Source organism: Streptomyces hygroscopicus subsp. hygroscopicus (assembly GCF_030269125.1).
GTDB lineage: Bacteria > Actinomycetota > Actinomycetes > Streptomycetales > Streptomycetaceae > Streptomyces > Streptomyces hygroscopicus_C.
In genome coordinates, this window is record NZ_BSSM01000014.1 from 196,889 (window position 1) to 218,939 (window position 22,051).

General features: G+C 72.1%; 17 protein-coding genes and 1 pseudogene. 8 read left to right on the forward strand and 10 right to left on the reverse strand.

Translation table 11 applies throughout. The annotated features are described in order from the left end of the window. Window positions 1-684 precede the first annotated feature (684 nt). Window positions 685-1,902 (reverse strand): acyltransferase family protein, encoded by a 1,218-nt coding sequence (locus tag QSK45_RS28210; RefSeq protein WP_285561709.1) that lies wholly within the window; start codon window positions 1,900-1,902, stop codon window positions 685-687. Window positions 1,903-2,210: 308 nt separating this feature from the next. Further along, window positions 2,211-2,816, reverse strand: a complete 606-nt coding sequence (locus QSK45_RS28215) for a helix-turn-helix transcriptional regulator (protein ID WP_285561710.1) — start codon at window positions 2,814-2,816, stop codon at window positions 2,211-2,213. 143 nt (window positions 2,817-2,959) lie between these two features. On the opposite strand from QSK45_RS28215, the gene QSK45_RS28220 reads away from it, so the two are divergent. Then, on the forward strand, window positions 2,960-3,946 hold the full coding sequence (locus tag QSK45_RS28220; protein WP_285561711.1) for an alpha/beta fold hydrolase: 987 nt from the start codon (window positions 2,960-2,962) through the stop codon (window positions 3,944-3,946). A gap of 414 nt (window positions 3,947-4,360) precedes the next feature. Here the strand turns inward: QSK45_RS28220 and QSK45_RS38635 are convergent. The 6 genes and pseudogenes from QSK45_RS38635 to QSK45_RS28250 form a co-directional block, all read right to left on the reverse strand. Continuing rightward, window positions 4,361-4,453: pseudogene (locus QSK45_RS38635) on the reverse strand (SDR family NAD(P)-dependent oxidoreductase); the annotation flags it as partial. A gap of 244 nt (window positions 4,454-4,697) precedes the next feature. After that, on the reverse strand, window positions 4,698-7,049 hold the full coding sequence (locus QSK45_RS28230; protein ID WP_490993627.1) for an MFS transporter: 2,352 nt from the start codon (window positions 7,047-7,049) through the stop codon (window positions 4,698-4,700). Further along, a complete protein-coding gene (locus tag QSK45_RS28235) occupies window positions 7,046-7,507 on the reverse strand; it encodes a MarR family winged helix-turn-helix transcriptional regulator (RefSeq protein ID WP_285561712.1) in 462 nt (153 codons plus the stop codon). The genes QSK45_RS28230 and QSK45_RS28235 overlap by 4 nt, the downstream gene beginning before the upstream one ends. Window positions 7,508-7,747: 240 nt before the next feature. Then, window positions 7,748-8,167: a hypothetical protein gene (locus QSK45_RS28240; protein WP_285561713.1), complete on the reverse strand. Its 420-nt coding sequence runs from the start codon at window positions 8,165-8,167 to the stop codon at window positions 7,748-7,750. 142 nt (window positions 8,168-8,309) lie between these two features. Next, window positions 8,310-8,531, reverse strand: coding sequence for a ferredoxin (locus QSK45_RS28245; RefSeq protein ID WP_285561714.1), 222 nt, complete (start codon window positions 8,529-8,531; stop codon window positions 8,310-8,312). A 7-nt stretch (window positions 8,532-8,538) separates the two neighbouring features. Further along, the gene (locus QSK45_RS28250; protein WP_285561715.1) at window positions 8,539-9,729 is read right to left on the reverse strand and encodes a cytochrome P450; all 1,191 of its coding nucleotides are present in this window, start codon (window positions 9,727-9,729) and stop codon (window positions 8,539-8,541) included. A gap of 132 nt (window positions 9,730-9,861) precedes the next feature. On the opposite strand from QSK45_RS28250, the gene QSK45_RS28255 reads away from it, so the two are divergent. Beyond that, window positions 9,862-10,527: a TetR/AcrR family transcriptional regulator gene (locus tag QSK45_RS28255; RefSeq protein WP_490993628.1), complete on the forward strand. Its 666-nt coding sequence runs from the start codon at window positions 9,862-9,864 to the stop codon at window positions 10,525-10,527. 391 nt (window positions 10,528-10,918) lie between these two features. Here the strand turns inward: QSK45_RS28255 and QSK45_RS28260 are convergent, their stop codons facing one another. Beyond that, window positions 10,919-11,587, reverse strand: coding sequence for a TetR/AcrR family transcriptional regulator (locus QSK45_RS28260; protein WP_285561716.1), 669 nt, complete (start codon window positions 11,585-11,587; stop codon window positions 10,919-10,921). A 69-nt stretch (window positions 11,588-11,656) separates the two neighbouring features. On the opposite strand from QSK45_RS28260, the gene QSK45_RS28265 reads away from it, so the two are divergent. Both QSK45_RS28265 and QSK45_RS28270 read left to right on the forward strand, forming a co-directional pair. Further along, the gene (locus tag QSK45_RS28265; RefSeq protein WP_285561717.1) at window positions 11,657-12,538 is read left to right on the forward strand and encodes an SDR family NAD(P)-dependent oxidoreductase; all 882 of its coding nucleotides are present in this window, start codon (window positions 11,657-11,659) and stop codon (window positions 12,536-12,538) included. Between the two features lie 1,266 nt (window positions 12,539-13,804). Next, window positions 13,805-14,587 (forward strand): SDR family NAD(P)-dependent oxidoreductase, encoded by a 783-nt coding sequence (locus QSK45_RS28270; RefSeq protein ID WP_285561718.1) that lies wholly within the window; start codon window positions 13,805-13,807, stop codon window positions 14,585-14,587. Between the two features lie 9 nt (window positions 14,588-14,596). On the opposite strand, the gene QSK45_RS28275 is transcribed toward QSK45_RS28270, so the two are convergent. After that, window positions 14,597-16,105: an MFS transporter gene (locus QSK45_RS28275; protein ID WP_285561719.1), complete on the reverse strand. Its 1,509-nt coding sequence runs from the start codon at window positions 16,103-16,105 to the stop codon at window positions 14,597-14,599. Window positions 16,106-16,276: 171 nt separating this feature from the next. On the opposite strand from QSK45_RS28275, the gene QSK45_RS28280 reads away from it, so the two are divergent. The 4 genes from QSK45_RS28280 to QSK45_RS28295 all read left to right on the forward strand — a co-directional run. Continuing rightward, window positions 16,277-16,549 (forward strand): hypothetical protein, encoded by a 273-nt coding sequence (locus tag QSK45_RS28280; RefSeq protein ID WP_285561720.1) that lies wholly within the window; start codon window positions 16,277-16,279, stop codon window positions 16,547-16,549. Between the two features lie 130 nt (window positions 16,550-16,679). After that, window positions 16,680-18,176 carry an MFS transporter gene (locus QSK45_RS28285; protein WP_285561721.1) on the forward strand — a complete coding sequence of 499 codons (1,497 nt, stop codon included), beginning with the start codon at window positions 16,680-16,682 and terminating at the stop codon, window positions 18,174-18,176. A gap of 313 nt (window positions 18,177-18,489) precedes the next feature. Continuing rightward, window positions 18,490-19,539: a LacI family DNA-binding transcriptional regulator gene (locus QSK45_RS28290; RefSeq protein ID WP_285561722.1), complete on the forward strand. Its 1,050-nt coding sequence runs from the start codon at window positions 18,490-18,492 to the stop codon at window positions 19,537-19,539. A 966-nt stretch (window positions 19,540-20,505) separates the two neighbouring features. Continuing rightward, window positions 20,506-22,051 (forward strand): cellulase family glycosylhydrolase (locus QSK45_RS28295; protein ID WP_285561723.1); only part of this gene is annotated, 1,546 nt, incomplete at its 3' end.

Genomic DNA, 22,051 nt, shown 5'->3' on the forward strand with positions numbered 1-22,051 from the left:
GAACAACGCGGACTCCGGCGGCTCGTCCCCCACGGCGCGTGGTCGGCCCTTTCCCAGGTCGGCGAAGACGCGGCGCAGCGCCTCGGGCGCGGAGGGCGAGACCGCCGCGCGGACTCTGCTCGCGGTGGACGGCCGCGTCGGAAGGCTCCGAGCCCGTCAGCCCGTCAGCCCGTCAGCCCGTCAGCCCGGCGGCGAAGCGGGTGAGCGAGACGTACCCGCCGGGCGCCGGGGCGGGGGCCGGGAGGCGGGACGGCCGACCCGGCGGCGCGGGGGCGGGTGGTGGAAAGTGGAAACAGCCGAGTCGTGGATCAGCGGTACGGGGCCGCGCAGCGCCTCGGGGACGGGCGGGAAGACGTTCCCGGAGCGGAAGCGGACACCGCGCCGGCCTCCCGCGCTCGTCGGCCGCGCCGAGCGCGGTGGGGGAGGGCCCGACGGCGTCCACCGCGAAGCCGCGCTCGTCGAGGGCGCGTTGCGGCCGGACCGCAGCCGAGGCCCAGCACCCGGCCGGCGGGGACCGGACCGGGGCCGAGGTCCTCCACCCCGTGGATGCCCGCGTGGCACCGGCGGAGGGCGGGGCGCGCGCCCGAGGGGCAGCCGGGCCGCGGCGGGAGCCTCGCCGGAGGGCAGGGCGCGCGCCCGAGGGGCAGCCGGAGCCCCGCCGGTGCCCCGTCCCCCGCCGCTCCTCTATTCCCTCTCGGCCCGTCGCTCCGACGTACCTGTCGGGACCGCAGGGCGACTCGGGAGGGGGTCCGGCTGCGGCTGCTGTCGCTGCGCCTCCGGGGCGGCCCCCCGTCGGCGCCGCAGCAGCAGTCGTCTGGCCGGGCACTCGACCGCCTCGTAGAGAACCCAGGACAGCCCGAGCGAGATCGCGAACGCGGTGGCGGTGACGGCGAGACCCGCGAGGGCGCCGAAGTGGGGTTTGCTGCCCAGGAGCTCGGTGGCGGCGCGCAGCACCAGCAGGTGGATCATGTAGAAGGCGAACGACAGCTCCCCGAGCCGCACCAGGCGCCGGTGCCGCCACAGGGACGGCAACCCGTTCAGATCGGCGACGGCCGCCGCCGGGATGAGCAGGGTGAACCCGGCAAGCGTGCACACCGTGGCGGAATAGCCGGGCGTGACCTGGGGTACGAAGAAGTAACCGATGATCGCCAGCGCGAGGGATGCCTCCATGCCCGGCCCGCGCCACCGGCCGAGCAGCACCAGCCTGGCGGTGACCGCGCCGAGCACGAACTCGGGCAGCCGCGCCGCGGGGAACGAGTAGAGCGTGTACGTCCACCAGTGGTGCGCGTCCGACCAGGCCAGCACGAGCACCGAGGCCGCCGACAGGGCGCCCAGCGCGGCCGACGAGCGGGGGCCGAGGCGGCGCAGCAGCAGGATCAGCAGCGGGAAGCCGGCGTAGAAGAACGCCTCGCAGGCGAGCGACCAGCTGACCGGGTTGAGCGTCTGCCACCAGGGGTGCCACCAGGAGTGCAGCAGCAGGGCGTTGGCCAGGGCCTGCTGCGGCGCGGGCTCGCTCTGGTGCGCCAGGGTGAGGCCCATGAGCAGGGCCACGGCGAGGGTGACCAGGTGCACCGGGTAGATCCGGGCGAGGCGGCGCCGCCAGAAGGCGAGGGGTCTGTCGCCCGGCCGTGCCGACCAGGTCAGGACGAATCCCGACAGGACGAAGAAGAACGACACCCCGGTGGCACCGGCACCGAATCCCCAGCTGACCAGGTGGCCTCCGGTGCCTCCGAAATAGCCGAAGTTGTTGACGTGCAGTCCGAACACCAGCAGCGCCGCCATCCACCGCAGCCCCGTCAAGGACGGCAGGGAGGGATTGGCGGCGGGTGGGACACGGGCGTTCGTCGTGCCGGTCGGAGCGGGCGGCGTCGTCCGGAGCGCCCGGGTCGTCGCCGTGGTCATCGAATCACCTGCCGCAGAGGGTTGGCATGGGGAAGGAAGGGAACTGCTGCCCGCTCCTCCCCGTTCCATCACGTCACATGTCGAACATCACACAGATGCCGAACGAGACAACCCCGCGCGCGCCACGGACATCACCCCCCGCTCCACCCGTACGAGCGACACCACCTCCACCGCGTGGCCGCGCGCCGACGTACGGCCACGACATGGCGGCTGGGGGCACATCAGAGGGCCGAACTCAAACGCCCGTTCTGGTACGAGCCTGACATCCTGGGCGTACCCGGGACGTCAGGCCGTTCGCTCGCTGCTTGCTACCGGGCCCTGGGGCCGGGGGCGGGCGGGGTGCGCGGTCGCAGGCGCTCTCCCTGCGGCCCGAACATGATCAGGTACTCGACCGGGCCGCCGCGGCCGGCGTTCGCGACCCCATGGGGATTGCGGGTGTCGAACTCGGCGACGTCCCCGGCACTCAGGACGAGGTCCTGAGTGCCGAGTGCGAGCCACAGCCGCCCGTACAGGACGCACAGCCATTCCCAGCCGTCGTGGGAGACCTGCCGGGGCCGCGCGGGCGGCTCCTGGACGGCGGGTAGGACGTGTTTGTGGGCGTGCAGGCCCCCGACGTACCGGGTCAGCGGCAGCACCGCCTTGTCGTCGCCGAAACGCTGGAGCGCGGAGGTGCGGGGCTCGGCGGCGGGAGCGGTGCCGGCCAGCTCGTCCAGGGAGACGCCGTACTCCTTCGCCAACCGCAGCACCACTTCCAGGGTGGGCTTGCGCCGGCCGGTCTCGATCCGCGACAGCGTGCTCGGGGAGATGCCGGTCGCGCAGCTGACGCCGGTGAGCGTGGAGCCGCGGTGTTCGCGTGCGGCCCGCAGCCGGGGGCCCATCGCCGCCAGCGTGTCGGCCACGTCGTCGCCTGTCACCCGCTCCGCCCCCTTCCGGACGTGCCGCTCCACCATCCTGTCGTGCAGGTTTGCCAGATTGGCAAGGGTAATCGCGGTGGACGGTCGCCGCGCCGCATGATCGATGCGTACCCGCGTCCACCCGCGAACCGAGAGAAGAACCCATGCAGCCCGAGCCGTCCGCCGCACTCCGCCACCGCATCGTCGAGGCCCCTGCCGGGCGCCTGCACCTGGTCGAGCAGGGCACCGGCCCGCTGGTCCTGCTCGTGCACGGCTTCCCCGAGTCCTGGTACTCCTGGCGCCGCCAGCTCCCGGCCCTCGCCGCGGCCGGCTACCGGGCGGTGGCGCTCGACGTGCGCGGCTACGGCCGCTCCTCCAAGCCTGCGGAGACCGATGCCTACCGGTTGCTGGACCTGGTGGAGGACAACGTCGCCCTCGTGCGCGCCCTCGGCGAGGAGAACGCGGTGGTCGTCGGCCACGACTGGGGCTCCAACATCGCCGCCACCTCCGCCCTGCTCCACCCCGAGGTCTTCCGGGCCGTCGCCCTGCTGAGCGTCCCCTACGCGCCACCCGGCGGCCCCCGCCCCACCGACGTCTTCGGCCAGGTCGGCGGCCCCGAGCAGGAGTTCTACGTCTCCTACTTCCAGGAGCCCGGCCGCGCCGAGACGGAGATCGAGCCTGACGTGCGGGGCTGGCTCGCGGGCTTCTACGCCGCCCTGTCCGCCGACACCATGCCCGCCCAGGGCGAGCCCGACCCGCACTTCGTCGCCCACGGCGGCCGGCTGCGTGACCGTTTTCCCGCCGGCATCCTCCCGGCCTGGCTGGCCGAGGACGACCTCGACGTCTACGCCGGGGAGTTCGAGCGCACGGGTCTGACGGGCGCCCTCAACCGCTACCGCAACGTGGACCGCGACTGGGAGGACCTCACCCCCCACCGCGGAGCCCCGATCAAGCAGCCGTCCCTGTTCATCGGCGGCGCCCTGGACGCCTCCACCACCTGGATGTCCGACGCTATCGACGCCTTCCCCACCACCCTCCCCGGCCTGACCGCCTCCCACCTCGTAGAGGGCTGCGGCCACTGGATCCAGCAGGAACGCCCCGAGGAGATCAACCGTCTGCTGACCGGCTGGCTCAACACCCTCACGGGTTGAACCGCCAGGCGCGGCCGGGGCTTCCGTACATGGAACAGTTCGGCCCGCGTACCCGAGCGCGGCGGCTACGGCCGGGTGCCGCGTGATTCTCACAGATGACCGGTTGCGAGAGTTCTGCGAACACACCGGTGCTGCTCACGAATCCGACCAGCATGGTGTGCGAGACGGTTCTGACAGACTGCGCGGGTGGACTGGCGCCCGATCAAGCAGCAGACGCGGTAGGGCGAAACGACCGTCCGAAGTGTGAAGCCCCGACGGGCGGCGCCTGCCGCACTCGGAGCGGGAAATGCGTAACGAAGTACCACACCACCCGCTTCCTCCTCGTCCCCGCGCTCCGCGGGAGCTGGAGGTGACCGTCCCCGAGGACCGCGGCCCGGGGCGGCCGTGGAAGGCGGGCCCGCCCGTCGAAGCTCCGCCCAGGAGAACGGTGTGACCGCACGCGACGAGGCGGCGGGCGGTCTCGCGGCCGATGCCCTTGGTGGCTCCGGTGATGAGAGTGATCGTCATGCCTTCGATGGTTGCCTGGACGAGAGAGCCGGACCAGGGACGCTTCGACGGTGGGAGACCGAACCCGAGGAGACCGCTGCCGTATGCACCACACCCGGGCCTCATCAGGAGTGGGGAACCGCAGCAGGATCGATCTCACCGGGATTTCCTGTACCGCAACTACTCACACCGGGAACCCTGCGGGTCGTCAGGTCGCGGAAAGGGGCGCGGTTGCCTGAACCGCGCCCCTCGAAGTCGCCGGACCTCAGTCGGCGTCGTGGTGGCCCACGTGCAGGTCCACCTCGCGGGACCCGCCCTCGCCCAGTTCCACGTCGGTGAGGACGGGGGCGTAGCCGGAGGTGACGACCGTGTAGGCGCCCGGGGCCAGGTTCCGCAGGGTGTAGGTGCCGTCGGTGTCCGTGGTGGCCGAGGCGATCACCTCGCCGGAGGCGCTGAGCAGGGTGACGAGGGCGTCCGGGACCGGCAGGCCGGTGTGCTCGTGGCGCACCGTGCCGTGGACGCCGCCCAGGCCCGCGAGGGTGACGTCCGGGACGACGGGACCGGCCTCGGCGTCGAGCCGGACGGCCCGCGGGCGGTGTCCGGTGGCCGCGACGACCAGCGTGTACGCGGACGGCCGCGCCGCCAGTTCGTAACTGCCGTCCTCGTCCGTGCCGGTCAGCGCCCGCTGCCGGCCGAAGCGGTCGACCAGGGTGAGGGTCGCCCGTGCGAGGGGCCGCCCCGCGCTGTCGTACACCCGGCCGCGCAGTACCCCGGTGGCCGGCGCGGTGGTGGTCGCGGCGGCCTGGTGCGACGCCTCGGCAGGGACGTCGGCGTCCTCGGCCGGGGCCGCGGCCCCTGCCGGTGCCGGAGCCGGCGATCCCGCGGCGGCCACCGGCTCCGGCCCGCGTCCGCGGACCAGTGACGCTCCCGCCGCCGCCAGCGACATCGCGATGGCGAGGGAGAAGACCACGACGAGGCCGTCGTGGAAGGGCTGCGAGATCAGGTGGGGGAAGAACTCGCGGCCGGTGAGGTGCGCGGCGGCGCCCGGCGACAGATGGTGCAGGATGTCCGGGCCGAGCAGGTGCTGGATCGGGTTGTAACCGAGGAAGGCGGCGAACAGGACGCCCACCGGCGGCAGCGCGGACACCGTGTGCGCGGCCCCCGGGGGCACGCCCTGGGCCGTCAGACCCGTGGTGAGGGTGTCGGGGAGGGTGCCGGCGAGACCCGCCACCATGAGCGAGAAGAACACGCCCATGGACAGCACCATGCCCGCGTTCTGGAAGGTGGCGCGCATGCCGGAGGCCGCGCCGCGGGCGTGGGCGGGCACGCTCGACATGATGATCGCGGTGTTGGGGGCGGCGAACAGACCGCCGCCGAGCCCGTTGAGGAAGATCAGCGCGGCGAACACCCAGTACGAGAAGTCGCTCGGCAGCACGAGCAGCCCGGCGAACGACACCGCCATCACCAGGAAGCCGCACGCCGCGAACAGCCGCGCCCCGAACTTGTCCGACAGGGCGCCCGACAGCGGCCCCGCCAGCAGGAAGCCGATGGTCAGCGGGAGCATGTAGATGCCCGCCCACAGGGGTGTGTCGGCATAGTCGTAGCCGTGCAGCGGCAGCCAGATGCCCTGCAGCCAGATGATCAGCATGAACTGCAGCCCGCCCCGGGCGATGGCGCCGAGCAGCGTGGCGGCGTTGCCGCCCGCGAAGGCGGCGTCGCGGAACAGCCGCAGCGGGAACATCGGTTCGGGGACCTTGGTCTCCACCAGGCAGAAGACCCCGAGCATCACGGCGCCGCCGATCAGGCCCGCCAGCACCCACGGGTTGGTCCAGCCCATGGTGTGGCCGCCGTACGGCTGGATGCCGTAGGTGATCCCGGCGAGCAGCGCGGTCAGGCCGATGGCGAAGGTGATGTTGCCCCACCAGTCCATCCGTCCCGGCCTGCGGACGCCGGTCTCGTGCAGCGATTTGTACGCCCACACCGTGCCGATCAGGCCGATGGGCACGTTGACCCAGAAGATCGAGCGCCAGTTCCAGGTGACGAGCACACCGCCGAGCACCAGGCCGAGGAACGAACCGGCGATGCCGGCCACCATGTTGACGCCCAGCGCCATGCCGCGCTGGCGGGCGGGGAAGGCGTCGGTGAGGATCGCCGCCGAGTTGGCCATCAGCATCGAACCGCCGACGGCCTGCACGATGCGCCAGCCGATCAGCCACAGCGCGCCGTCGCCGCCGTGGAAGGGGTCGAGCGAGAGGACCACCGAGGTGAGCGTGAAGATCAGGAAGCCCGCGTTGTAGATGCGGACCCGGCCCATCATGTCGCCGAGCCTGCCGAGCGCCACGACCAGCACCGCGGTGACGAGCATGTACCCCATCAGCATCCACAGCAGGTAGCTGACGTTGGCGGGCTCCAGCGGGTCCAGGCGGATACCGGTGAAGATGCCGGGCAGCGAGATCAGCACGATCGAGCTGTTGATGGTGGCGAGCAGCATGCCCAAGGTGGTGTTGGTCAGCGCCACCCACTTGTAGCCGGGGTGGTCCGCCCCGATCCAGCCGCGCCGGCGGTGCTGCCCGGCGTCGGCGGCGCCGGGTATGAGGCCGGTCTCCCTGGTCGTCATCGGTCGCTCCCGGTGTCAGGTCGTTCGGGCGAACGGGGGGTCTCGTCGGGCCGGGCCGGCCGCGCGGGCCGCGCGGGCCGCGCGGTGCCGCCGAGCATGCGCCGCACGAGCGGTGCGACGACGCGCATCGCGTCGGCGAGGGCCCGCTGGTCGTCGTCCGGCAGGGCGGCCATCAGCTCGGCCAGGCGTGCGTCGCGCGACCGGCGGCGGGCGGCGAGCACCTGCCGTCCCGCGTCACTGATGGCGATCAGCGTCACCCGGCCGTCCATCGCGTCACCGACGCGCATGACCAGGTCCTGGCGTTCCAGTCGCTGCACCAACTGGGTCATGGAGGGCTGGGCCACGCCCTCCGCGGCGGCGAGGAGCGTGAGCCGGACCGGACCCTCGCGTTCCAGTCGCGCCAAGGTGGAGGCCGCGGTGAAACTGAGGTCCCGGTGGTCCGTCACGGCTCTGATCACGGCGGCTGCCGTCTCCGTCAGTGACTGTGCGGTCTGCCGCACGTCCGCGTCTCGGTGAGGGTGATCTCTGTGAGAGTGATCCACACCCTTTAAGTATCACCCGCCTATATAGGAACCCTATGAAAATTTTCGTAAGGAGTTCCGGGGCGGGGAACGGGTCGGGCCGCAGACCGCGCGGACATGCCGGTGCCGGGACGGATGACCCGTCCCGGCACCGGTGTTCCGTGGAAAAGCGGCCGCTTAGAGCACCGTGACCCCGAAGACCGGGGACGCCGTGCCGCCGCTGACCATGCGCAGGTCGTTCTTGCCCTTCAGGCCCAGCTCGACGCGCAGCGCGTAGGAGCCGCTGCGGTCGACCGGCGTGGAGGCGGGCAGGGTGACCCACGTGCCGTGCTGCTTCTGCTGGAGGGTCACCTTGCTGCCCGCCTTGATGCCGGTGGTCTTGCCCGTGACCCGGAACAGCGTCCAGGCACGCACCGAGGACACGGACGGCGTGGCCGTGATGGCGGGCTTGGCGGCCGTAGCCGTGCGGGCACCGGTGGGAGCGACGGTGTGGGCGGCCGGGGTGGCCGCCATCGCCGTGCCCGCGAGGGCGAGAGAGGTCGCGCCGAGGACGCCGACGACGGCGAGGCGCAGGGAACGCCGCTTCGTGACCATCATGATTCTGTCCTTTTCTGTGGTGAGTTCAACTGTTCACGCCAAAGGAGAGGAACATGCCGCTTGGCGCGGTCACTTGAAACGACGACACCACGAGGGCGGGCGTTCACTGATGGTTCGTCCTCGTTCTGTAACAGCCGTGGGGTCACTCCCGGGGCCCGATCTCCTTGCCGTCGGCGTCCCGGACGGTGATGGCCCGCATCGGGCAGATGTCCGCGGCGTCCAGGGCGCGTTCGTCGCCGTCCGGAAGGTGCTCGCGCACCGGATGCGAACGGTCGCCGTCGAGGGTGAACAGGTCCGGAGCGGCCCCGGCGCACATGCCGGAACCGATGCAATGGCCGGGGTCCACACGCAACTGCCAGCTCATCGCCGCCTCACCAGCCCACCGGCATGACACGGGGCCCGCGCACCAGCATCTCGGTCTTCCAGGTGATGTCACCGGAGACGTGCAGCTCGGGGAAGCGGGCCACCAACGCCCCGATGGCCTCCTGGAGTTCGAGCCGGGCGAGCGGAGCGCCGAGGCAGTGGTGCACGCCGTGGCCGAAGCCCAGGTGCGCGTTGCCACCGCGGGAGATGTCGAGTGTCCCTGCGTCGGTGAAGCGCAGCGCGTCCCGGTTGGCCGCGCCGATGGCGACCAGCACCGGCTCCCCGGCCCGCACCAGCGTGCCGCCGACCTCGATGTCCACCGTCGCGTAACGGGCCTGCCCCGCCCCGCTGCCCAGGGGCACGAACCGCAGCAGCTCCTCGATCGCCTGTGTGATCAGCTCGGGCTCCGCGCGCAGCCGGGCCAGCGCCTCCGGGTGATCGAGCAGCGTGAGCACGAAGTTGGGGATCTGCGTGGCGGTGGTCTCGTGCCCGGCCACGAGGATGCCGACGCACAGGTCGACCAGCTCCAGTTCCGACAGCCGGTCGCCGTGGTCGCGTGCCTCGATCAGCGCCGTCATCAGATCGTCCTGCGGCTCCGCACGGTGCGCGGCGATCAAGTCGGCCATGTACGAACGCAGTTCCTCACGGTTGCGGTCGAACTCCTCGGCCGTCAGCGAGCTGGTGGACAGCGCCGCGTCGCTCCACACGCGGAACTGCGGCCGGTCCCGCTCCGGCACCCCGAGCAGCCGGCAGATCACCGCCACCGGAATGGGCAGGGCGTAGCGGTCGACCAGATCGGCGGGCGGGCCCGCCGCCTCCATCGCGTCCAGCAGGGACGCCGTCAACTCCCGTACCTGCGGCCGGAGTTTCTCCACCTGGCGCACGGTGAACGCTTTCGCGACCAAGGAGCGCAGCCGGGTGTGGTCGGGCGGGTCCATGCTGAGGATCCCGCTGTCCCGGCGGCCCTCGGAAGCCCGCGGCTCGTCGTGTTCGAGGCTCAGCGCGCGGCTGAAACGCTGGTCGCCGAGGACCAGCCGGGCGTCCGCGTACCGGGTGGCGAGCCAGGCCGGCTCCCCGTACGGCATCCGCACGCGCAGCAGTCCGGGGGTGTCACGTGCGCGGTCGTACGCCTCGGACAGGTCCAGGTCCGAGGCGGAGTTGAAGGGGTAGGCGAGGGGTGCGTGGTCCGTTGCCGTCACAGCTGTCTCCCTTGTGTAAGCACACGCTTACAACGCTAGGAGCTGCTCACCGACGGCGCAACGACGCTAATCGGCCGTTACTCTGCGGGTCCTCGGAGGCGCGCGGGCGCGGGGCGGCGGAAGGAGCAGCGGGTGGACGGCGGCGAGCACACGCAGGGCCAGGACCGGAGTGCCGGCGGTGTCCCGGGCGGGGAGCCGCCGCAGCGTCCGCGCGACGCCCGGGAGACCCGCGCGCGCATCCTCCGCGCGGCCGGCGCGGTCTTCGCCGAACGCGGATACGACGCGGCAACGGTCCGCTACGTCGCCGCCCGCGCCGGGGTGAACCAGGCGCTCATATTCCGCTACTTCGGCTCCAAGAAAGCCCTGCTCACCGAGGTGATGGCCCAGGACGGCAAGGAGCAGGTGAGCACCACGCCGCCCGAGCGGCTGTTCGAGACCGCGCTGCGTGGCGTCCTCGCCGAGGGCGGCGCCGACGCCGACCGGCTGCTCGCCGTCTATCTGCGCTCCATCGGCAGCGGGGACGCCGCCCCGGAGACGGTCCGCGCGCTGGGCGAGGAGTACGCCGCCGCGCTCGCCGCCCTCTCCGAGGCCGACGACGGCACCCTGCGCGCGCAGCTCGCCATGGCCTGGCTGCTCGGCATCGGGCTGATGCGGGTCGTCGTACGCCAGGAACCCCTGGCGAGCGCCGCACCGGACGCCGTCTGCGCCCACGTCCTCACGGCCCTTGACCGGCTGCTGCCGATGCCGCCCGGGGAAGAGACGCGGGCGGGGGAGGAGCGGCCGGGCGTGCGGTCCTGAGACCTGTGGGTACGACACCCACCCGCCGTACCCGGTACGACATCGCCTCCGGAGGCGAGGCCGGTCGCCGGCGTGCGGTCCGTCCGCTCCGCCGCGGGATCCGGTTCCCGGCGTGGGGCCCTCGCGGCCGGGGAGCTGGTCCTCGGGTGCGGGGTCGGCCTCCGGGCGGGGGCTGGTCGTCTGTGTGCGGGCCGTCGTCCGGTGGGGGTTCGTCTCTTCGGGTGCCGAATTCGGTCCCTGGCGTGGGGTCCTCCGGTCCGGGGGCACGGGTCTCCGGCGTGCGGTCCGGCCCTCTGGCGGGGGTTGGCCTCCGACCGGTGGATCTGGTCTCCGGCGCGCAGGCCGGCGTCTGCGCCCGCGGGCGACGTGGGCCGCGCATGCGGCCCGTGGCTCAGCCGACCGCGGGCGACCGTACGCCGAGTCCGGTGAGATACGCGGTGAGCACCCGGTTCAGCCGCGGCTCCACCTCCACCACCGCATGCCCGAGCCGGGGATCGCTCGTGTACAGCTCGCGCAGGCGCGGGCCCGGGGTGGCCATCTGCCACAGTGCCCCTGCGAGACTGGTCGCCGTGGCGATCGTGTCGACGCCCTGCGACTCGTCGAGGCCGAGCAGCCGGCCCAGTTCGCCGCCGATCAGCTCGACCTCCTTCAGCGTGACGAGCTTGAAGGAGCGCACCGACTCGATCGACACGTTCCGTTCCAGGTTCAGCGGCGCCTGCGCGAGCAGGTCGCAGAACATGGGCCGCGCCGCCAGCGTGCCCGCGAACACCGCCGCCACCTCGGCGGGCGTCGCCTCGGCCCGTCGCCCCAGATCGCCGCGCAGTCCGGCGGACCACTCGCGCCAGCCCTCGGCGGTCAACGCGAGGAAGATCTGCTCCCGCGTCTCGAAGTAGCGCAGCAGTGCCGACTTGTGCATGCCCACTTCCGCCGCGATGTCCGTGAGGGTGACGTCCCGCACCCCCCGCAGTCCGCCGAGCGTCCGGGCGGCGTCCAGGATCGCCGCTTCCCGCGCCTGTTTGGCCTCGGCACTGCGCGCACGCTGAAAGGCAGGCTCACTCATGCAGGACATCATAGGAAGAGTTAAGGCAACGGTGTTGCGCTAATAAGAGAACAGTGTTGTACTAAGCGCATGAGTGCACAGGATCCCAAGATCTGGTTCATCACCGGTTCGTCGCGCGGCCTCGGTCGCGCCCTGGTGGCCGCCGCGCTGGAGGCCGGCGACAGCGTCGTGGCCACCGCCCGCCGCCCAGAAGCCCTCGCGGCGGACCTCGCCGCGTACGGCGACCGCGTCCTGACCGTCGCCCTGGACGTCACCGACGCGGACGCGGCGCGTTCGGCCGTCGAGGCGGCCGTCGCCCGCTTCGGGCGCATCGACGTGCTGGTGAACAACGCCGGGTACGCGAACGTCTCGCCCATCGAGACGACCGAGGACGACGACTTCCGCGCCCAGTTCGAGACGAACTTCTGGGGCGTCTACCACGTCACCAAGGCCGCGCTGCCGGTCCTGCGCCGGCAGGGGGCGGGCACCGTGGTGCAGTTCTCCTCGATCGGCGGCAGGGTCGGGGGCTCACCCGGCATCGCGTCCTACCAGGCGGCCAAGTTCGCCGTGGACGGCTTCAGCCGGGTGCTGGCGACGGAGACCGCGCCGTTCGGGGTGCGGGTCATGGTGGTCGAGCCGAGCGGCTTCGCCACGGACTGGGCCGGCTCCTCCATGACCGTCCACGACGTTCCCGATGCCTACGACGCGACCGTGGGCGCGATGAACCGGCTGGTGCGGCAGAACACGGCCGGCGCGGCCGGGGACCCGCGCCGCGCCGCCGGGATCATCGTCGAGACGGTGCGGAGCGGGGAGATCCCGGGCCATCTCCTGCTCGGGGTGAACGCCGTGACCATGGCGCTGGACTACTCCCGCCGTCAGCTCGCCGAGGCGAGCGCCTGGGAGAAGGTGAGCCGCTCGGCCGACTTCGGCGAGCCCTATCCCGCGCCGCTCCCGTCCGCGGACCCCGCGTAACCCCGCCCGGGGGGCGGCTCGCTCGCCCAGGAGCAGTCCCGTCCCGCTGACGTGGACGTGGACCCCGGCCTTGTCCACGGCGACCCGCTCGACCGCGGGGTCCCGGAGGGCGGCTCCGGGACCCGGAAGGCGGATGCGAACCGGTCCGCGATCCGCGGACGGGTCAGCTCGGCCGGGAAGTGGGCAGAGAGGGGCCGACGCCGAGCCGCTTGAGCACCCCGGGGTGGGCGAGCGCCACGTCCATCAGGTTCACCCGGGCCAGCTGGTGCAGGAAGCGCGACGCCCCGGTGAGCCGGTGGGAGTTCGTCCTCGTCGTGCGGCGCGGCGTGCGCCGCGCCGTCCGGCACGCCCATGCGGTGGACGATCTCCGCGACGCCCAGCAGCGCCTCGATCCTGTCCGTCTCCTTGGTGATCCGGCGCGCCGCCGACCGGGTGTGGTGCAGCCCCTCGGCGCGGCCGGTGCCGGGCCGGTAGGTCGCGAGGTCGCCGATGTCCGGCCGCATCCCGGCCACCGAGGTGCTGAGCCGCGGTCCCCGTCGCGCCGGACCTGGGCGTCGGCGCGCACCCGCACGTCGTGGCCGGCCGGCCGCGGGGAGCCGAGCGCCCGGATCCGGCCCGGTCCGTGGGCGCTGAAGGACACCTGGGAGGCGCCCGGTTCCCGGTCCATGTCGGCGAAGGACAGCGGCACCTGTCCGTGCGTCCGCTGATAACCAGGGCCCCGCGTACGGCGGTCGGTCCGTCGCCGTCGACGCGTATGTCAGCACCCGGACGAGCAGCCTGAGCAGGGTGGGCAGCCCGGTGGCCCGGTTGCGGCGGCGGCCCCGGCGCCTGTGGTCGGGTGGCGCCCGGGGAGCGTCGGCTTCCTCGTCGCGCGGCTCCGGGGTGTCGTTCACCTGGAGGAAGGCGTCCAGCGGATCGTCCGGGGGGCCGCCCGCGGGATCGCCGGGAGGCGCTCCGCGGGATCGTCCCCGAGGCGCTCCGAGGGATCGTGCCCGAGCGTGGCCGGTTCGTCGTACGGACTTCGCGCGGACGGAGGCCGGCCGAGGCCGGGTCCGTCGGAGTGAGAGGTGTGATGCGTCGCTGTGTGGGGGGTACGCATCGGCAGATTTGATCACATGACCCCACCGGGCTCGCAACTCTGACGAGGGGCCGGACGCGGATGGCGCGTTGCCCACGCGTCATCGGGCCGTCCGCGACCCGCCTGCGTCCGACCGCCGCTGGGCGCGGGCGACGAGGGACCCGCGAAGGACAGGAAGGAAGGTCTCCATGACAAGGGACACCGGGCGTTTCGTGGGCAGGGCCGCGGTGGTGACCGGCGGCAGCCGGGGCATCGGGGCGGCGGTCGTCAGGCGCCTGGCGGCAGAGGGGGCGGCCGTCGTCGTCGGCTACCGCGGCAACAGGGCCGCGGCCGACGCGCTGGTCTCCGCGATCGAGGCGGACGGCGGCCGCGCCGTGGCCCACGGCGCGGACGTGGCCGATCCCGGCCAGAGCGAGGCCCTGATCGAGCGCGCGGTCGCGGAGTTCGGACGCCTGGACGTGCTGGCCTCCTGCGCGGGCATCGAACACTTCGGCGCCCTGGCGGACCTCACCCCGGCCGACTTCGACCGCGTCTTCGCCGTGAACACCCGCGGCCAGCTCTTCGCGGCCCAGTACGCGGCCGCCCGGATGCGGGAAGGCGGCAGGATCGTGCTCACCTCCTCGGTCAGCGCCTCCCGCGCGGTCTTCGCGCACACCCTGTACGCCGCCTCCAAGGCCGCCGTGGAGGCGATCGTCCTCAACCTCTCCGCCGAGCTGGGACAGCGAGGCATCACGATCAACGCCATCGCGCCCGGCGGCACCGACACGGACATGGCCGCCGAGAACGCCGCCGGGTACCAGCACCCCCGGCTGCGCGGCGACGTGCCGCTCGGAAAGTGGCTGTCGGTGCACGGCGCGCTCGGCCGTCTGGCCCGGCCCGAGGAGATCGCGGCGGGCTACGCCTACCTGGCCGGCGACGACGCCGCGTACATGACCGGCCGTACGCTCCCCCTGGACGGCGGCTTCTTCTGATCCGGGCGCTCAGGACCGCCCGGACCGCACCGGGTCGTCGGCCACTTCCCGAGGAGGGCCCACGCGGGCCGGCCGGTCCCGCTGCCAGTCGAACGTGGCGAGCGCCAGGGAGGCCAGCATGCCGATGAGCGCGGCACCCAGCGCCAGGACGACGGCGGATCGGTAGTCGTGGTGCCGGCCGAGCATCAGGTAGTAGAGGCCGGGCAGGGCGGCCGTGCCCACCGCGGCACCGAGCCGCTGCCCGGTCTGCAGCGCGCCGCCCGCCGCGCCCGCCATCCGCACCGGCACGTCCCGCAGCGTCATCGTGAAGTTGGGGGAGACCACGAACCCGCTGCCGACACCGCCGAGGAACAGCACCGGGGCGGCGACCCAGGGCGCGACGCCGAGGTCCACGGAGCGCAGCAGCAGCGCGGTGCCGCCCAGGCCGAGGATCACGCCCGCGAGACCGCACACGGTGAGCAGGCGGCCCAGCCGCTCCACCAGCCGCCCCGCGATGACGGCCGCGACCGACGAGCCCACCGCGAAGGGGGTCACGGCGAGCCCGGAGCGCAGCGGGGAGAAGCCCAGACCGTGCTGGTAGAAGAGCGCGAAGACCAGCCAGACCCCGCTGAAGCCGATGAAGTACAGCGTGCCGACACCCGCGCCGACCGCGTAGCCGCGCACGCTGCTGAACAGGCGCGGATCGAGCAGCGGCTGGTCGCCCCTGGCCACCAGACGGCGCTGCCACTGGGCGAAGGCGACGAGCACCAGGGCGCCCGCCGGGAACAGCCACCACAGCCGGTCGATCCCGCCGGATTCCGCCTGGACCAGCGGGTACATGAGCGCGAGCACACCGAGCCCGAGGAGCAGGACACCGGTCGCGTCCACATGGCCCCGCCCCGAACCCTCGACCCGGGGCAGCAGCCGGCGGCCGAGCAGCACGGCGAGGATGCCGATGGGCACATTGACGTAGAAGATCCACCGCCAGCCGTCGGCGCCCGAGGCCAGTGCCAGGATCGCGCCGCCGGTGATCGGCCCGACGGCCGACGAGATGCCGACGGTCGCGCCGAAGAACCCGAAGGCCCGCCCGCGTTCCGCGCCCCGGAACAACTGCTGGATGAGCGCGGAGTTCTGGGGCGCCATGAACCCGGCCGCGAGACCCTGGGCGAGCCGGGCCACCACCAGCAGCGTGATGTTCGGCGCCGCCCCGCAGGCCGCGCTGACCAGGACGAAGGCGCTGAGCGAGAGCAGGAATATCCGGCGCCGGTCCAGGGCGTCGCCGAGCCGTCCGGCGGTCACCAGGGCGAGGGCGAAGGTGAGCGCGTATCCGGACACCACCCACTGCACCTGAGCGGGGGAGGCGCCGAGATCGCGCTGGATGGTGGGCAGGGCGACCGCCACGATCGTCACGTCCAGCAGGCTCATGAAGCCGGCCACGAGCGTGACCCACAGGGCGCGCCACCGGCGTGGGTCCGGCTGGTAACCGGCCTCCTGGGCCCCCCGGCCGCGACCGTCCGCCGCCGGCGTCGACGTTGTCACCTGGGCTCCTCTCCGCTCGGACCCGCCAGGAGGAACCACGTTCCCCGCCGGGTCACGGAAACACACCTCTAGCTGCAACCGCAAAGGGGGGGGAAGAAAATCCGCCCGAGCACCATCGGCGAGGCCATAGGCCAAGATCCCGTTGTCAGTGGTGGCTGCGAGGCTTGGACCATGAACGGCGACGACGAGCAGCTGCTGCGCGGCCGGGTCTACGGCCATGACCACGAGGACCCGGGCCCGCGCCCGGACCGCAGGTACGCCGAACTGGTCGGCGGCCCCCTGGACGGCCTGCTCCTGGACATCACCGACCGGGCCGACGACGCCTCTGCCACGGGCATCGCGCTCCCCACCGAGCTGGGCCGGTTCGGCACCGGCGGCCGGGCGATATACATCCCGCGCCCCGGTGACCGCACCCGTCTCGACTGGACCGGCGACATCCCCTGACGCGCACCGGACCAGGATCGTCATGCACCCCACGTGACGTCGCGAGTACGGTACGAAGCGACGAGTTTGAACGCGCGAGATCTGCGCAGGCGTTGGCGTGTGCAACGAGATCGGCGAGAGGAGCCCCGTGATGACGGCGACTGACCAAGACAGTCCGGTGGATCCCGCCGCGGTCAGACGCCACCGCATGCTCTTCCGCGCCATCGAGAAGCGACGCCACCCCAAGCTGCGCCGCGGCGACATCACCGTGACCGACGAACCCGCGGTCAAACGCGCCACGAAGGCCGCGGCGCTCGGCAACGCGATGGAGTGGTACGACTTCGGCATCTACAGCTATCTGGCCGCGACCCTGGGAAAGGTCTTCTTCCCCTCGGACAACCACACCGCCCAGCTGCTCAGCACCTTCGCGACCTTCGCGGTGGCCTTCCTGGTGCGGCCCATCGGCGGCATGGTCCTCGGGCCGCTCGGCGACAGGATCGGCCGCAAGAGCATCCTCGCCCTCACCATGATCATGATGGCGGTCGGCACCTTCGCCATCGGCGTGATCCCCTCGCACGCCGCGATCGGCATGTGGGCCCCGGCCCTGCTGATCTTCTTCCGTCTGGTGCAGGGCTTCTCGACCGGCGGCGAGTACGGCGGCGCCTCCACCTTCATCGCGGAGTACGCGCCCGACAAGCGGCGCGGCTACTTCGGCAGCTTCCTGGAGTTCGGCACGCTCGCCGGCTACGTCGGGGCGTCCGGCCTGGTCGTCGCGCTGACCAGTCTCCTCAGTGACGAGCAGATGCTGCACTGGGGCTGGCGCGTCCCCTTCCTGGTCGCGGCCCCGCTCGGCTTCATCGGCCTGTATCTGCGGCTCAGGCTGGACGAGACGCCGGCCTTCCAGAAGCTGGAGGGCGGCCAGGCGCGGGCGACCGAGGCCGCCGACGCGGTGGAGACCTCCGCCGCCGCCGACCTCGGCAAGATCTTCACCCGCTACTGGCGGCCGCTGCTGCTGTGCGTCGCGTTGGTGGCGGCGTACAACATCACCGACTACATGCTGCTGTCGTACATGCCGACCTATCTCTCCGACGAACTCGGCTACGACACCAACCACGGGCTGTTGATCCTGCTGATCGTGATGGTCCTGCAAATGTGCGTCATCAACCAGGTAGGCCGCCTCTCCGACCGCTTCGGCCGTAAACCGCTGCTGATGACGGGGATGCTCGGGTTCCTGGTCCTGTCCGTGCCGTCCTTCCTGCTCATCCGGCAGGGCGGCGTCGCGCTGATCACCCTGGGCCTGCTCCTGATGGGCCTGTCCCTGGTGGCCATGCTCGGCACGATGTCGGCGGCCCTCCCGGCCATCTTCCCGACGCACGTCCGCTACGGCTCCCTGTCGGTCGCCTACAACTTCTCGGCCTCGCTCTTCGGCGGCACCACCCCGCTGGTGATCACCGCTCTGATCGGCGTGTTCCACACCGATCTGGTGCCGGCGTTCTACGCCGTCGGTGCCGCGGCCGTCGGCGTCGTCGCCGTCCTGTGCATGAGGGAGACGGCGAACAAGCCACTGGACGGCTCCCCGCCGTCAGTGGAATCGGAGGCGGAGGCCGTGGAACTGGTCAGGGCCCAGTCACCCGCCCCGAAGTTCTGACGACCGGGCCGTCCCCGCCGGGCCCCGTCGGCCACCGGTTCCTTCCGGATCACCGGGATCACCGAGCCCGGTGATCCGGCACGCGCGGGCGACGCGGACCCGGCGTGGAGACGACCCGCGCATCCTGCCCCCTCCCCTCCGTGACCGTGCGTTCACGCCGTTCTTCCCGGACCGCGGCGTGATCAAAGCGGCATTAATCTGGGAGCGCTCCCGTGGGAGCGCTCCCAGGTTGGCATAATGAAGGTCCGCCGTTCCCGCGGGCGTGTCAAGGGAACGAACACTCCGAGTTGGTGCGACTGACGGGTTGTCATCCATGGTGACGGGCAAGGGCACGACGGCTGCGGGCGAGGGGCGGGGCGGCCGGCCGACGCTGGAGATGGTCGCCGCGCGAGCCGGTGTCGGGCGGGGCACGGTCTCGCGGGTCGTCAACGGCTCCCCGCAGGTCAGCGCCCAGGCGCGCGCGGCGGTGGAGGCGGCGATCGCGGAGCTGGGCTATGTGCCCAACCGCGCCGCCCGCGCCCTGGCCGCCGACCGCACGGACGCGGTCGCCCTGGTCATCCCGGAACCGGAGACGCGGCTCGGCGCGGAGCCGTACTTCCTGGACATCGTGCGCGGCGTGAGCACCGAACTCGCCGACACGGACATGCAGTTGCTGCTCACCCTCATCCGGACCCCACGCGAACGCCAGCGTCTGGCCCAGCACCTGGAGGCCCGCCGCGTCGACGGCGTGCTGCTGGTGTCGGTGCACGAGAACGACCCGCTGCCCAGCCTCCTGGAGCGGCTGCGGGTGCCGACCGTGCTGAACGGCCGGCGCTCGGAGCGGGAACGGATGTCCTACGTCGACGCCGACAACGTCGGCGGCGCCCGGTCGGCCGCCGAGCACCTGCTCGGAATGGGCCGGCGGACCGTCGCCACGATCACCGGCCCCCTGGACATGTACGTCGCCCGTTGCCGGCTCGACGGCTACACCCAGGCGATGAACTCCGCGGGGCTCGGCGGGGACACCTCGCTGGTCGCCCACGGCGACTTCACCGAGGAGGGCGGCCGCGCCGCCATGCGGGCCCTGCTGGAGCGGCACCCGGGGATCGACGCCGTCTTCGCCGCCTCCGACGTCATGGCCAGCGGCGCCCTGCACGTCCTGCGCCAGTCGGGCCGTCGCGTCCCCGAGGACGTGGCGCTGGTCGGCTTCGACGACTCCGCGGTGGCCCGGCACGCCGATCCGCCGCTCACCAGCGTGGGGCAGCCGACGGAGGAGATGGGCCGCACCATGGCGCGGGTGCTGCTGGAGGAGATCGAGTCCCGCACCGGCGTCCGGCGCCATGTGGTGCTGTCCACGGAGCTGGTGCTCCGCGGGTCCGCCTGAGGACGGTACCGGGGTTTCCCCGGCACCGCACCCGGGGTGACGGTGGTTTGCCCGGGGCGTTCGCACGCAGGGAGGCGTGTGACTCCGGTAGCGGCATTCCGCCCCGCCAGGGTCTGCCCGGTGTCCCGTCGACCGCGAGGCCCTTGCCCCGGTGCCCGTGCGCCGTCGAGTCGGGGGCCGTCCGGTCTCGCGCATGCCGTCGAGTTGTGGGCCCTGTGTCGGTACCGGTACGCCGTCGGACCGTGAAGTCCTTGCCCCCGGTATCCGTGCGCCGTCGAGCCGGGGGTCTGTCTGGTCTCGCGCATGCCGTCGAGTCGGAGCCTGCCCCGGCTCCTCCCTGCCGTCGGCCATGAGGGCTGCCCTCGCAACCCCTGCGTCAAACCGGGGGAACGCGGGCGCGGCGCGCGGCGTCGTCCGTGCAATTGCCGAATGGCTGTTTCTCCGTCTTGCCTCTGCCTCGGCGCGGCGTCCGGTCCCCGACGGCCCGCGTCGGATACCCGGCGGTAGGTCTCCGCCCGGTCATGCATCGCCGCCGGATGCGGCGAGTTCACCGCGTTTTCGGGTGGTGACGACCCGCCGCCGCCGAGCACGCCGGTCCCCTCTTTGAGAGGGCACGTGAACACGCCATTGCGCCCAGGTTTCGCCGAGGCCCCTTCACAGCGCTGTTTCGAGTTGTTACTTTCCTCAGCGCTGGGAGCGCTCCCACGTTCAACGCTCTTAACCCAAGCCGGAGTTGACGCCCCCGGTACCGAGTGGCGGAAGCCTGCGGTCCGTGGCACCAGGGCGGCGCTCCCCGGCGCAGTACCACCGATTCGCACCGCATGCGAACCGCATGTCCGACCGCACGGCGGCGCAACGGCGCGCCACGGTGCGGCAGCGCCGTCAGCAGCACGAAGGCACGCCATACAAGAGGAGTTGGCTGCTATGAGACCTGCGGAGTTGGGACCACCTCGGCGGTATACGGTCATGGGGACCGTGGCCGTGATCCTGCTCGCCCTGCTGGCCGCCGTGGCCGGTACGGCGCCCGCGCGGGCGGCGGGCACCGCGGGATCGGGCTACTGGCACACCAGCGGCCGCCAGATCGTGGACGCGAACGGCAACCCGGTACGCATCGCCGGGATCAACTGGTTCGGCTTCGAGACCGACAACCACGTGGTCCACGGCCTGTGGTCACGGGATTACAAGAGCATGCTCGACCAGATCGCCGCGACCGGATACAACACGCTGCGCATCCCGTATTCCGACGACATCCTCAAGTCCGGCACGACGCCGTCCAGCATCGACTTCTCCAGCGGCAAGAACGCGGACCTCCAGGGGCTCGACTCCCTTCATGTCCTGGACAAGATCGTGGACTACTCGGGGCAGATCGGTCTGAAGGTCATCCTCGACCGGCACCGGCCGGACTCCAGCGGACAGAGCGCCCTCTGGTACACCAACAGCGTTCCGGAGTCGACCTGGATCGCCAACCTGAAGTCGCTGGCGAGCCGTTACGCGAACAATCCCACGGTCATCGGCATCGACCTGCACAACGAGCCGCACGACCCGGCCTGCTGGGGCTGCGGCGACACGAGCATCGACTGGCGGCTCGCGGCCGAGCGCGGCGGCAACGCGGTGCTGTCGGCCAACCCCGACATGCTGATCTTCGTGGAGGGCGTCCAGACGTACAACGGCGACTCCACCTGGTGGGGCGGCAACCTGGAGGGCGCCGGCACCTACCCGGTCCAGCTCGACGTGGCCAACCGCGTGGTCTACTCGGCCCACGACTACGCCACCAGCGTCGCCGACCAGCCCTGGTTCAGCGACCCGTCCTTCCCGAGCAACATGCCCGGCATCTGGGACAAGCACTGGGGCTACCTCTTCAAGAACAACATCGCCCCCGTCTGGGTCGGCGAGTTCGGCACGACGCTCCAGTCGGCCACCGACCAGACCTGGCTGAAGGCCCTGGTCGACTACCTCCGCCCGACCTCGCAGTACGGCGCCGACAGCTTCCAGTGGACCTTCTGGTGCTGGAACCCCGACTCCGGTGACACCGGCGGCATCCTCAAGGACGACTGGCAGACGGTCGACACCGCCAAGGACGGCTATCTGACGTCCGTCAAGGCGCCGGGGTTCGGCTCCGGTGGCGGTGGTGCCTCCGACACGACCGCTCCGTCCGCGCCGACGAACCTCGCGGTGTCGGGGACGACGGCGTCGAGTGTGTCGCTGAAGTGGTCGGCTTCGACGGACAATGTGGGGGTGACCGGGTACGACGTGTACCGGGGGTCGACGAAGGTGGGCAGTACCACGTCGACGTCGTACACGGACAGCGGGCTGTCGGCCTCGACGGCGTACTCGTACACGGTGAAGGCGAGGGACGCGGCCGGCAATGTGTCGGCGGCTTCCGGCGCGGTGACGGCGACGACGGCCGCGAGTGGTGGTGGTACGCCGGGCACGGGTGCGGTGAAGGTGCAGTACAAGAACAACGACAGCTCGGCCACCGACAATCAGATCAAGCCGGGTCTGCGGGTGGTGA